Origin of the sequence: Acidimangrovimonas sediminis, from assembly GCF_002871005.1 — a bacterium.
Taxonomy (GTDB): Bacteria; Pseudomonadota; Alphaproteobacteria; order Rhodobacterales; family Rhodobacteraceae; genus Acidimangrovimonas; species Acidimangrovimonas sediminis.
In genome coordinates this window covers 114,585-126,733 of sequence record NZ_PHSN01000005.1, presented here as the reverse complement: position 1 = coordinate 126,733, position 12,149 = coordinate 114,585, and the positions used below count along the sequence as shown (strand labels likewise).

At 70.1% G+C, this 12,149-nt stretch carries 11 protein-coding genes and 1 tRNA gene; 5 read left to right on the top strand and 7 right to left on the bottom strand.

From position 1 onward, the window contains the following. Nucleotides 1-2: 2 nt before the first annotated feature. Both CVV76_RS04990 and CVV76_RS04985 read left to right on the top strand, forming a co-directional pair. Nucleotides 3-896: an amidohydrolase family protein gene (locus tag CVV76_RS04990; protein WP_102223540.1), complete on the top strand. Its 894-nt coding sequence runs from the start codon at nt 3-5 to the stop codon at nt 894-896. Continuing rightward, nucleotides 896-1,696: an SDR family NAD(P)-dependent oxidoreductase gene (locus tag CVV76_RS04985; protein WP_102223780.1), complete on the top strand. Its 801-nt coding sequence runs from the start codon at nt 896-898 to the stop codon at nt 1,694-1,696. The genes CVV76_RS04990 and CVV76_RS04985 overlap by 1 nt, the downstream gene beginning before the upstream one ends. Before the next feature lie 50 nt (nt 1,697-1,746). On the opposite strand, the gene CVV76_RS04980 is transcribed toward CVV76_RS04985, so the two are convergent. The 5 genes from CVV76_RS04980 to CVV76_RS04960 all read right to left on the bottom strand — a co-directional run bounded on the left by CVV76_RS04980 (nt 1,747) and on the right by CVV76_RS04960 (nt 6,820). Further along, a tRNA-Val gene (locus CVV76_RS04980) sits at nt 1,747-1,822 on the bottom strand. A gap of 239 nt (nt 1,823-2,061) precedes the next feature. After that, complete coding sequence (locus CVV76_RS04975; protein WP_102223539.1) at nt 2,062-3,573, bottom strand: ArnT family glycosyltransferase; 1,512 nt, start codon at nt 3,571-3,573, stop codon at nt 2,062-2,064. After that, nucleotides 3,563-3,868, bottom strand: a complete 306-nt coding sequence (locus tag CVV76_RS04970; RefSeq protein ID WP_102223538.1) for a lipid-A-disaccharide synthase N-terminal domain-containing protein — start codon at nt 3,866-3,868, stop codon at nt 3,563-3,565. Before CVV76_RS04970 ends, CVV76_RS04975 begins: the two co-directional genes overlap by 11 nt. Next, nucleotides 3,865-4,674 (bottom strand): glycosyltransferase family 2 protein, encoded by an 810-nt coding sequence (locus CVV76_RS04965; RefSeq protein WP_102223537.1) that lies wholly within the window; start codon nt 4,672-4,674, stop codon nt 3,865-3,867. Before CVV76_RS04965 ends, CVV76_RS04970 begins: the two co-directional genes overlap by 4 nt. Before the next feature lie 532 nt (nt 4,675-5,206). Further along, on the bottom strand, nt 5,207-6,820 hold the full coding sequence (locus tag CVV76_RS04960) for an NAD(P)H-hydrate dehydratase (protein ID WP_102223536.1): 1,614 nt from the start codon (nt 6,818-6,820) through the stop codon (nt 5,207-5,209). 176 nt (nt 6,821-6,996) lie between these two features. Between CVV76_RS04960 and CVV76_RS04955 the strand changes: the two genes are divergently transcribed. The 3 genes from CVV76_RS04955 to CVV76_RS04945 all read left to right on the top strand — a co-directional run bounded on the left by CVV76_RS04955 (nt 6,997) and on the right by CVV76_RS04945 (nt 10,119). Then, a complete protein-coding gene (locus CVV76_RS04955) occupies nt 6,997-7,335 on the top strand; it encodes a P-II family nitrogen regulator (protein WP_102223535.1) in 339 nt (112 codons plus the stop codon). Nucleotides 7,336-7,381: 46 nt separating this feature from the next. Then, entirely contained in the window at nt 7,382-8,788 is a 1,407-nt protein-coding gene (gene glnA, locus CVV76_RS04950) for a type I glutamate--ammonia ligase (protein ID WP_102223534.1), read from the top strand. A 257-nt stretch (nt 8,789-9,045) separates the two neighbouring features. After that, nucleotides 9,046-10,119 carry a hypothetical protein gene (locus CVV76_RS04945; RefSeq protein WP_102223533.1) on the top strand — a complete coding sequence of 358 codons (1,074 nt, stop codon included), beginning with the start codon at nt 9,046-9,048 and terminating at the stop codon, nt 10,117-10,119. A gap of 33 nt (nt 10,120-10,152) precedes the next feature. Here CVV76_RS04945 and CVV76_RS04940 read toward each other — a convergent pair whose 3' ends face one another. Both CVV76_RS04940 and CVV76_RS25580 read right to left on the bottom strand, forming a co-directional pair. Beyond that, nucleotides 10,153-11,025 carry a heme-dependent oxidative N-demethylase family protein gene (locus CVV76_RS04940; protein WP_332888527.1) on the bottom strand — a complete coding sequence of 291 codons (873 nt, stop codon included), beginning with the start codon at nt 11,023-11,025 and terminating at the stop codon, nt 10,153-10,155. 1 nt (nt 11,026) lies between these two features. Further along, nucleotides 11,027-11,971 carry a hypothetical protein gene (locus CVV76_RS25580; protein ID WP_146010245.1) on the bottom strand — a complete coding sequence of 315 codons (945 nt, stop codon included), beginning with the start codon at nt 11,969-11,971 and terminating at the stop codon, nt 11,027-11,029. Between the last annotated feature and the right edge of the window lie 178 nt (nt 11,972-12,149).

Here is a 12,149-nt window from a genome sequence, read left to right as displayed (position 1 = left end):
TCATGGCACAGGAAAACACCGCCGAGATCACCTGGAACCCCGCCCCCTCGCGCCCCGCGATCACGCTGCCCGCGGGCGCGACCGATTGCCATTGCCACGTCTTCGGCCCGACCAGCCGCTTTCCCTATGCAAGCGACAGCCGCTTCCGCCCCGGAGACGCGCCGAAGGAACGTCTTTTCGCGCTGCACGACATGCTGGGGATCCGCCGCTGTGTGATCGTGCAGTCGGGCTGCCACGGGTTCGACAATTCCGTCGTGGCCGACGCCATCGCCGCGCGGCCCGGGCGCTACCTTGGCATCGCGCTGGCCCCGCCCTCGGTCAGTGACGCGGAGCTCGACACACTGGACGCGCAGGGCTTCCGCGGCCTGCGATTCAACTACATGTCCCACCTCGCACCCGGTGCCAGCGTCGAGGAATTGCGCGCCCTCGGTCCACGGCTGGCGGCGCGGGGCTGGCACCTGCTGATCCACATGGAGGCCGGGCTGATTGCCGAGCTGGCCCCGGTTCTGGCCGCGCTGCCGGTGCCGGTGGTGATCGACCACATGGGCCGGATCGACGCATCGGAAGGGCCCGATCAGGCGCCCTTCGCGGCGCTGCTGAAGCTGGCCGAGCATCCCCACATCTGGCTCAAGGTCTCGGGGTCCGAGCGCGCCTCGCGTCAGGAGCCGCCCTACGCCGACGCCACGCCCTTCGCCCGGCGGCTGGTGGCCGATTTCCCCGACCGCGTGCTCTGGGGCACCGACTGGCCGCATCCGAACTACCGCGCCGCGCCGCCCGACGACGGGGTGCTGACCGACCTTCTGTCGACCATCGCGCCGACGCCCGAAATGCTGGAGACCCTGATGGTGCGCAATCCGCAACGCCTTTACCGCTTTCCGGACGGGGAGATTGCATGATGGCCGGACGTCTGGAGGGAAAGGTCGCCATCGTCACCGGCGCCGGCTGCGTAGGTCCCGGCTGGGGCAACGGCCGCGCCGCCTGCGTGCGCTTCGCCGAGGAGGGCGCGAAGGTCTTCGCCGTGGACCTGAGGCCCGACCCGATGGAAGAGACGCTGACCCGCACCCGCGCCGCCGGGGGCGAGATCGTGCCGCACCTGTGCGACGTGACCGACCGCGCGTCGGTCGAGGCGATGGTGACCGCCTGTCTCGACGCCTTCGGGCGGGTCGATATCCTCGTGAACAACGTGGGCGGGTCGGCCAAGGGTGGCCCGGTCGAGATGGACGAGGAGACCTGGGACCGGCAGATCGATTTCAACCTGAAAAGCGTCTACCTGACCTGCCGCAGCGTGCTGCCGCACATGGCGTCGCAGGGATCGGGGGCGATCGTCAACACCGCCTCGACCTCCGGCCTGCGCTGGACCGGGGCGGCGCAATCGGCCTATGCCGCGACCAAGGCCGGGGTGATCCAGTTCGGCCGCGTGGTGGCCGTGGAATACGCCCCGCGGGGCGTGCGGGTGAACACCGTGGTCCCCGGGCAGCTGCACACGCCGATGGTCGAGGCGCGTCTTGCCGGGCAACGCGCGGGGGGCGATGTCGATGCGCTGCTGGCGTCGCGGCTGAAACGCATCCCGCTGGGTTTCATGGGCGACGGGCGCGACACCGCGAATGCGGCGCTGTTCCTCGCCTCCGACGAAGCCCGGTTCATCACCGGGACCGAGATCGTGGTGGATGGCGGCATGACCGCGCGCTGCGACTGAGCGGGCCGCGCGGTTGGGAAGGCGACGCAGGGCGGAGGCCGCGCGGGGAATGGTGGGTGATGAGAGACTCGAACTCCCGACATCCTCGGTGTAAACGAGGCGCTCTACCAACTGAGCTAATCACCCGGGTCCGGGGCGCTGCATAGCGCCTTGGTTACCGGCTGCGCAAGAGGCTGCGTGACCGGAGGCGCCGCTTTTTCGCGCCGGGTTCGCAGGTCATGGGCCGGGCGCGAGAGGCCGCCCCGCCAGTCATGCGCGCCCCGGATCCGGAACCGGGGCCGTGACCCCGCGAGGAGCATTCTTGCAGGAAAGAAGGCGGCGCCCCGGGCGCTTTCGGGCGCTTCCCCGGTCGGGGCCGGGCGCGGTCAGCCGCCGCTGCCGCCGCCTGCCCAGCACGAGGCCGGCACGCGGTAGGCGCGGAAGGTATGGCCCTTGTAGGCCCCATCCTTCGGCGTGGTCTCGGCCAGCGGGGTCAGGCCCTGGGCGCAGGCCGCCCCCGCATTGCTGGTGACGAAGAGGACATCGCCCGAGGTTCCGGCGGGCAGCGCCTCGGTCAGCTCGTACTGATCGCGCGGGCGGCCCTGCGGAGGGGTCGCGTAGAAGGCCAGGCCCGAGTTGCGCCCGGTGTAGAACAGGTCGGCGATCACGCCGCGGTCGCGGGTCACGACCGCCGGAAGGGCGGCAAGCTGCGCCTGCCCGATGATCCAGTGCGACAGCGCGGCGCGGCCCATGTAGCGGTGCATGACCGTGCGCCCGTCAGGCTGGCGCACCGCGTCGGGCCAGACCGCCATCACCGGCAGCGCCACGCAGGCCACGAGGTTGAGCGCGATCGCCGCGCCCCGGATCCATCGCCCGCCCTGCCAGAAGACCAGCAGCGCGCCCGCGATATAGGCCGCCGCCGCCCAGTTCGCATAGGCCCGCGACAGAAGCGCCTGCACCATCACGATCGCCAGGATCGGCAGTGCGAAGGCCAGCAGCACGCGCTCCTCGGGCGCCAGCCGCCGCAGCCGGGCGGCATGCCACAGCAGAAGGCCGAAGGCGACCGGCCCCATCACCCCGAACTGGGCCACGAAGAACTCGCCCAGCTTGGCCCAGTGCAGCCCGGCCCGCGCCTCGGGCGCGCGCACCCAGCCGATGTTGTCGGCCGTATGCTCGACTGTCGGAAAGCCCGTCGCGGCGTTCCACACGACGTTCGGCCAGATCGCCGCGGCAAAGCCCAGTGTCGCCAGCGCCGCCGCCCGCCAAGAGGGCCGGAACCGTGGCACCGCCAGCGCCCCCAGCAGCGCGCAGAGCAGGAAGTAGATCGCGGCATATTTCGCCATGAAGCCAAGGCCCAGGGCGATTCCCGCACCGAGGGCGAGGCCGGTCTCGCCCTCCTCCGGCCGCTCGCACAGCCTGAGCCAGAACATCAGCGACGCGGCAAGGAACGGGAACATGATCGTGTCGGTGGAGATCAGCAGGCTGCCCACCGCCACCATCGGCAGCGTGGCATAGCCCGCGGCCACCCACAGCGCCGCCCCCCGACCCCGGTAACGCGCCGCGATGGCCCCGAGGATCAGCGCCGTCGCGCCGTGAAACAGCGGCGCTGGCAACCGCACGAAGAATGGCGCGTCCGAGCCGAACAGTGTGGTGACCGCGCGGATCACCCAGCCGATCAGCGGCGGCTTGGAGTAATAGCCGAAGGCGAGGTGCTGCCCCCAGAACCAGTATTGCGTCTCGTCGACGAAGAGGTCGGTCCGGTCCCCCGCCAGCGCGAGCACCCGCAATAACGTGACTGCCCCCACCAGCACGAGGACCGGCCCCAGCCAGCCCTCCCGCGCCCCGGGCGCGCAGGGATGCACGGCGGGGCCGCCGACGGTGCGCGTCTCAGCCGACACGGCGCTCGGCCCGGATCAGCCAGAGATTGCGGGCATAGATGAACACCCCCATCGACTGGCCGAGGATGAACACCGGGTCGCGGCGGTAGAGCGCGTAGGCCAGCAGGATCAGCCCGCCGCCGATCGAGAAGTACCAGAACAGCACCGGCACCACGGACCGCTTGGCGCGTTCGGACGCGATCCATTGCACGAGGAACCGGCCGGTGAACAGCAGCTGTCCGAAGAGGCCGATCATCACCCAGGTCAGTTCCAGGCCGCTGTCGACATGGAACACCCGCAATAGCGTGTCGATCATCGCGCCTGCTCCCCGGGCTCGGCGCCCGGCCTTGCGGCGGCGATCCGGCCCTCCGTGACCCCGGCCCCGGTCTCGGCCGCAGCGGCGGTCACCTCGACCGCCCGGGCCTTCTTGCGGCGCGAGATCAGCCAGGCCACGCCCATCAGGTCGCGGATGCCGACGAAGGCACGCTGAAGGTTGTTGTACTTGGAAGAGCCGGTCTCGCGCTCCTTGTGGGCGACGTCGACGAGGACGACATCCCAGCCGTCGCGCCTGGCAAGCGCCGGAAGGTAACGGTGCATGTGGTCGAAATAGGGAAACGCCAGGAAGGCCTCGCGCCGGAAGCCCTTCAGCCCGCAACCGGTGTCGCGCGTGCCGTCCTTGAGCGCCCAGGCCCGAATCCGGTTCGCCGCGGTCGAGGCCCACCGCTTGGACGCCGTGTCCTGCCGGTTGACCCGCTGCCCCGCGACGAGGCCGACCCGGCCCTCGGTATCGGCGATCAGCGGGCGCCAGAGCTTGGGCAGTTCCGAGGGCGGGTTCTGCCCGTCGCCGTCCAGCGTGCAGCAGATCGGCGCCTCGGCCGCCTGCACCCCGGAATGCACCGCCGCGCTCTGCCCGCCCGCCCTGGGATGGTGCAGCACGCGCAGCTGGGGAATCGACGTCCGCAGCGCCGCCAGCCGCGCCGCGGTCTCGTCGGTGGACCCGTCGTCGACGGCGATGATCTCGAACCCGTCAAGCTCGGCGCAGGCGGCAGCGATCCCCTCGATCAGGGGGGCTGCGGCCTCGGCCTCGTTGTGCATCGGAATGACGATGGCGACTGACTTCACCCTGCGGCCCGTCCCTTGGCGCCTGAAATTGCCGTCCTCGTCTACGTCCCGGCGCCCGGGGTGTCAATCGAGGGGCGCCTCCTGGCGGCCCGCCCCCAGCGGATCGTGACACGGGCCGGCGACAGCGGCATTGCCGTAAGCGGCTCCGATGTCGCGCTGCGCCGAGATGACTGCCACATGTCGCGGTGGCTGAATGCCCGCCGTGCGGGAGGCACCGGCCTTCTCTCGCACGCCCCTCAGGCAAACGCTGTGACGGGCCGCCCCGACGGAACGCGCCACAGGCCGGCGGCAGCGGCATTGCCGTAATGCCGATCCGATGTCGCGCTGCGCCGAGATGACCGCCAAACGCCGCGGTGGCTGAATGCCCGCCGTGCGGGGGGCACCGGCCTTCTCTCGCACGCCTTTCAAGCTAACGCCGGGCTGGGCCGTCTCTTCTTCCACCTACGTCCCGAGCGCAGGGAGAAAAGTAGCGACCTTCGTCACGCAGCCAGCGCCCCTTCTCGGGAGGCCCCTCCCTCCAGCCCGACGTACTCTAGAGGCCCAGCCCGCGAAACACCCGGGGCAATTCTTCCGGCAGGTCCTCGGCGATCAGGCCCGGGCCGAAACTCCGCGCGCAGGCGGCGTGCAGCCAGGCCGCCGATTCCGCCGCCGTCAGCGGGTCGAACCCGCGCGCCAGCAGGCCGGTAATGAACCCCGCCAGAACGTCCCCCGCCCCGGCGGTGGCCAGCCAGGGCGCCGCTTGCGCGCCGGTGGCGGCGTGGATCCGGGCGCGCCCCTCCGGCGCCGCGATCACCGTATCCGCCCCCTTCAGCAGCACCACCGCGCCCGACCGCCTGGCCGCGGCCCGCGCCGCATCCAGCCGCGACCACGCGGGTCCGGTCTCGGCCGGGGTCGCCAGCCGCCCGGCCAGGTCGGGAAACAGCCGCGCGAATTCGCCGCCATGCGGGGTCAGCACCACGCCGCCGGAGCTACGATGAGAGGCGACCGCCTCGAAGAGACGGTCCGGCGTCTCGGCAAAGGATGTCAGCGCATCGGCGTCGAGCACCACCGCCGGTCCCGCCGACAGTGCCGTCGCGACCAGCGCCCGGGTCGCCTCTCCCACCCCGAGCCCCGGCCCGAGACAGACCGCCGAAAGCCGACGGTCCTCCAGAACCTCGCCCAGATCCATGGGCCCGCCAATGTCGCGCAGCATGATCGCGGTGAGCTGTGCCGCATTCTCGGCCATCGCCGCCTTGGTGCAGCCCAGCGTCACCAGCCCGGCGCCGGTCCGCAGCGCCCCGCGCGCCGCTAGCCGCGCCGCGCCGCCATGGCCCGGCCCGCCCGCAAGAACCAGCGCGTGGCCATGCCCGTACTTGTGCGCCGCCACTGCCTTGCCCAGTCGCCCCACCGCCGGCGCCGCAAGCCGCGACCCGCCCGCCGAATCCTCCGCCGCGTCGTCCAGTGGAGCAAGCCCGATATCGGCCACCTCCACCCGGCCCGACAGAACCGCGCCGTCGGCAAGGAAATGCCCCGGCTTCGCGCGGTGGAAGGTAACGGTCAGGGCGGCCTCTGGCAAAGTCGCCTTCCCCAGCACCCGCCCGCTGTCGGCACACAGACCCGACAGGATGTCGACCGCGACCAGCGGCGCGCCCGAGGCGGCCGCCGCCCGCAGCCCCGCCAGCGCCACACCGGAAAGCGGGCGGCTCAGCCCGGTACCGAAGAGCGCATCTATCACCAGGTCGGGCGCGCGGATCCCCGCCCCGCCTGCCACGGCCCCGCCTGCCAACGTTTCCAGGTCAGCCACGGCCTCCGGATCAAGCGGGTGGATATCGCCGAGGTCCCGCCAGCGCGCCGTGTTCGCCGCCGCGTCGGGCGGCAGCGCCGTCAGATCGCCAAGTGCGAAAAGCTCGACCGCCCAGCCGCGCCCGTGAAGCAGTCGCGCGACGACATACCCGTCGCCGCCGTTGTTGCCCGGCCCGCACAGCACGAGAGCCCGCCCCGGATCCGCCGCGAATTCCGGCCATCGGGACAGCAGCGCCTCCACAACCCCGGCCCCTGCCCGCTCCATCAGCTCACGCCCGGTGACCGCGCCTGACCCGATCGCTGCCGCCTCTTCGGCGCGCATCGCGGCCGCCGTGAGCACCGTTTCCCCCGCCGGCTCACGCATCCTTGACTCCATTGTTCTCAAAAAGCCCATTATCGCGCCATGATGCACAAGTTTTAATCGACACCACCGGAATCCGCCCCCCGCCCCCCGCCCCCGGGGGAGACGCGATTGTGGCCCCCGGTGGGACATGATCAGACACGGGTCGGAGAGGCATCTGGCACAGGGAGTCGTCGGCGATGAAGAAAATCGAGGCCATCATCAAGCCCTTCAAGCTCGACGAGGTCAAGGAAGCCCTGCAAGAGGTCGGCGTCCAGGGGCTTTCGGTCATCGAGGTCAAGGGCTTCGGCCGGCAAAAGGGTCACACAGAACTCTACCGCGGCGCGGAATATGTCGTGGATTTCCTTCCCAAGGTTAAGGTCGAGGTGGTGCTTGCCGACGATCTGGTCGACAGTGCGGTCGAGGCGATCATCGCCGCGGCGCGCACCGACAAGATCGGCGACGGCAAGATCTTCGTCAGCCCCGTGGAACAGGCGATCCGCATCCGCACCGGCGAATCCGGCGACGAGGCGCTCTGACGCCCGCCGCCCAAACCACTGCTCAAACAGAAGGGATCCAGGTCACATGAGCAAGAACAAGGTTCTCAAGACCCTCAAGGACGAGGAGGTCGAATACGTCGACATCCGCTTCACCGATCCGCGCGGCAAGCTGCAGCATGTGACGGTCATGGCCGACCAGGTCGATGAGGATTTCCTCGACGAGGGCTTCATGTTCGACGGCTCGTCGATCGCCGGCTGGAAGTCGATCGACCAGTCCGACATGAAACTGATGCCGGATGCGGACAGCGCCTACATCGACCCGTTCTACGCCGAGAAGACGCTCTGCCTGCACTGCAACGTGGTCGAGCCCGACACCGGCGAAGCCTATGACCGCGACCCGCGGTCGACCGCGGTCAAGGCCGAGGCCTACCTGAAGTCCTCGGGCATCGGCGATGCCGCCTACTTCGGCCCCGAGGCCGAGTTCTTCATCTTCGACAACGTCCGCTACTCGGTCTCCATGAACAAGGTGGCCTACGAAGTCGACGCGATCGACGGTGCCTGGAACACCGACACCGAATACGAGACCGGCAACACCGGCCATCGTCCGGGCGTCAAGGGCGGCTACTTCCCGGTCAACCCGGTCGACGACGCGCAGGACCTGCGTTCGGAAATGCTCATGACCATGAAGCGCATGGGCATGAAGGTGGACAAGCACCACCACGAGGTCGCCTCGTGCCAGCATGAGCTGGGCATGATCTTCGGCGGGCTGACCGAGCAGGCCGACAACATCCAGAAGTACAAGTACGTGATCCACAACGTGGCGCATGCCTACGGCAAGACGGCGACCTTCATGCCGAAGCCGATCAAGGGCGACAACGGCACGGGCATGCACGTGAACATGTCGGTCTGGAAAGACGGCAAGCCGCTGTTCGCCGGCGACAAGTACGCCGACCTCAGCCAGGAAGCGCTCTACTTCATCGGCGGCATCCTGAAGCACGCCAAGGCGCTGAACGCGCTGACCAACCCGGGCACCAACAGCTACAAGCGCCTGATCCCGGGCTTCGAGGCCCCCGTGCTGCGCGCCTACTCGGCCCGCAACCGCTCGGGCTGCGTGCGTATTCCGTGGGCGGAATCGCCGAAGGCCAAGCGTGTGGAAGCCCGCTTCCCCGACCCGTCGGCGAACCCCTACCTCGCCTTCGCGGCGCTGCTGATGGCCGGCCTCGACGGCATCAAGAACAAGATCGACCCGGGCCCGTCCTCGGACAAGGACCTGTACGATCTGCCGCCGGAAGAGCTGGCCGCGATCCCGACCGTCTGCGGTTCGCTCCGCGAGGCGCTGGAAGAGCTGGAGAAGGACCACGAGTTCCTGCTCGCCGGCGACGTGTTCACCAAGGACCAGCTCGAGGGCTACATGGCGCTCAAGTGGGAAGAGGTCTACGCCTACGAGCACACCCCGCACCCGGTCGAATACCAGCTGTACTACAGCTGCTGATCGCCGCGGCGACGGTTCGAAAACAACGAAAGGGCGCCACTTCGGCGCCCTTTTTTCGTTAAGGGCGGGAAATTGCCGATCCGGCAACAACCCGGGCCCCTTCAGGAAACGATAAGCCGGGTTTGACGCGGTTTCTCCAAGATTGTCGCAGTCAAAGAAACAGTCACAACCCGTTGTTATCCATAAATTTCCACAATTCGCCGCAAATGCGGCACATTCCGCCGCAATGGTAAACGGGAACTGACTCGGAGACCGTCATGTATGACGCCGCGTGCCTGAACGCTACCAGCACATCTGTTTCGCTGCTCTTCGCAGAGCGCCCGGCCCTGAATTTCGCCGGGTACGTGTCGCGAATCGAGACCGCGCTGCGCGGGAGCTTCGAGGACACGATGCAACTGTCCTGGGATCACGACGACATCGTCACGATCGACGTCGATGGATCGCGGGTGATGCTGGGCTATTGGGAAGCCGGAATCGCCGCGGCACCCGATACCTGTGCTGCGGTTCTCGTGCTATGCGTCGGGCCGGGGCCGGACTGGCGCGCGGGCACCCGCCTTGCGCGCTTCCGCAAGCAGCTCTGCCAGTCCGTCGCGGCAGCGATCCTCGATCAGAACCCGGCCGAACTCGTGCTGTGGAAGGATTTCCAGGGCGTCGCGACGCCCGAGGATTTCGACGACCTCGTCGACAATGCGCTGGAGACCGCGCAACGTCCGCTCGAGGAGTCACCCGTCCCCGCCGCGCTGAGTGCACCCACGGCCGTGGCCACCCCCGCCCCGGCGCCCGATGAACCGGCGGTCGACGCGCGCGGCCAGCAGCGCTTCGGCGGACTGCCGGTGCGCCGGCTGATGGACCGCCTGGTGACCGAGATCCCGACGACCGAACCGATGCGCCTGCCCCGGCTGCCCGAGCCGCTGGCCGAATCCGCCGACGCCCCCGCCGCCGAGGGCCCGAAGCAGATCGAGATCGACGCGCGGGCCGATTTCGCGGCGCTGGCTGCGAACGATCTCCCCGATCTGCCGCCCGCAGACATCGCCCAGGCCGACCGCATCCGCCGCGCGCTCTACCCCGAGGCGGCAGAGGAGGAGGACAGCAAACCGATCCTGGCGCACCGCCTGTCGATCTATGCCGTCAACACCACGCTGATGCTGGTGGCGCTGCCCGTCGGTGCCGCGCTGATGACCTACAACGTGCTGGGCGGCGAGGATGCCAAGCTGACCGCGCGCGCGACCGCCCTGACCGGCGCCGCGATCGGCATCGGCCATGCCCTGCTGAACCACGGCATGCTGGGCCATGGCGCCCTTGCCCAGACCGTCATCAGCATCATTTCCTGACGCGCACCCCGCCTAGCACCAGGCGACGGGCTGTCAGCCGGCCCGGCCGATCGGGTGATCGGCCAGCGCCTGCGCCTGTTCCGGCGTCAGATCCTCGACCCTGACCACATAGGTGTGGATCGAGAACACCACCGCGCCCGTCTTCGGCAGCCGCACCAGGCATTGCTTCTCTGACCGCACAAAGCGGGCGGCATCCGCCGCGGGGCGCGCGCGGGGGCTGTCTTCGCGCCGCGGATGGTGCAACGCCGGATCGGCATAGAGCAGTGCGTTCTGCCGCCAGAGCGCCCGCCCCGGCCGGATCGCGTCGAACAGCCGCTGCACCCGCCGCGCGAGGTCGTCATCATAGACATCGACGGGTCGGTGAATGCCGATCAGCGGGCGCCCGATCTTCTCGGCCAGCGTCCAGCTTGCGGGAAAGCACAGGATCGCCCCGGTGAGGGCATGCTCCGCCGCCTCGGCCTCGAGCAGGCAGAAATCCTCCTGGCAGAGCCGCCCCAGCGTCAGCAGCGGCGCCGCGCGGTCGAGGGGCACGCAGGCTCCGTCGGGACGCAGCACCTCGGCCGCCCCGACCCGGTAGCCGGGGCGCGCGGTGAGGATCTCCAGCACGGTGTCGAGCAGTTCCCGCGCCGCGGGCTCTGCCCGGGGCAGCAGGGCGTGGACCGTCGCAGGTGTCTCCGCGATCAGCCGATCACGCTCGGCCATCTGGGCGGCGAAGGCATCGTCGGCCTCCAGCCAATCGTCCGGCGCCAGTGGCAGGATCCCCGGCAGGCGCCGGGTGCGCGGATCGGCCCAGGGCGCGAAGGGCAGCGCGCGCTGCACGATCGCCGGCGGCGCCTCCTGCTCCCCCGCCTGCGCCCCGGCTTGCTCCCCGACCTGCTCTCTGGCCTGCTCCCCGGCTTGCGCCACCTCAGTTCCCCGAGGTCTTGAAATGAAAGTCGTAGGCATCGCCGCTACCGGGCTTGCAGGCGACGAGCACCGGCTGCGGATAATGCACCCCATCGGGCACCTTGCCGCCGGCCGGGGCCGGGGCGATCCCGGCAAAGGGCACCTCGGCCCGGTCGAGATAGCGCGGCACGGCGGGCAGGAAGGCGAAGGTCTCGTAAAGATATTGCGGCGTATCGGCCAGTTGCGGCGGCGGATAGCGGAGCGTGATCAAAAGCACCTCCTGGCCGCAATAGGTCACCCGGTTCCAGCCCGAAAGGCGCGGCTCCGCCGGTTCCGGCCCCTGGAAATCAGCCTCGGCCGTGCCCGGTTCCGCCCCCGCAGCCGCCGCCGCGGCGGCCGAAGCGGCCGTGGCCCGGGCCGCCGCCGAAGATGAGGCGGCAGCAGAAGATGAGGACGCCCCCGCCGGGGCCGCCCCGGGTTGATCGCCCGTCACCGGTTCCTTTCCTGCCACGCCCGCGTCGGGTGCAGGGGCCGCAGTTCCGGACGGAGCGCTGGACGGGGCGCCGGATGGGGCTGGCGCGTCCGCCCCGGCCTTCTTGCCATCGGTCGCCGCCCCGTCGCCGGGCGTGGTGCCCGGTGCCGCCGGTTTTGCGGCGGCGGCCTTTGCGGCGGCGGCCGCAGCGGCGGCGGCCTCGGCGTTGATCAGCACGAGGTGCCATCCAAGCCCGTCCGCGGCCTGCGTCAGGTGCACCGTCAGAGGGCCGCTGACCGCACTCTGCCCGTCGGGGCCATAGGTGAAGGTGACGGATTCGGTCCGCTCGGGCGCGGCATGGCCCGGGAGCGGAGCCACCGCCAGCCCCAGCGCAAGCCCGAGGCACAGCGCGGCACCGCCCGCGGGTGCGCCGGTCGCCCTGCGCGCCAGGCGCCCGAAACGGGCGATCCGCCCCGCGGTCCAGATGGTCGCCACGCCCGTCTCCGCCCTCCGGCCCTCCCGCCCACGCATCCCGCTTCCCCGTTCCCTTCGCAACCCTCAGTCCTTCCTTGCGCGGCAGGCCGCGCGATGCAAGCCGAACCTTGCCTTTCCCGCCCCGCCAGCCGCACCACACGAAGATGCGACCGTGTCGCATGGCCGTGCGCGCCCCGGC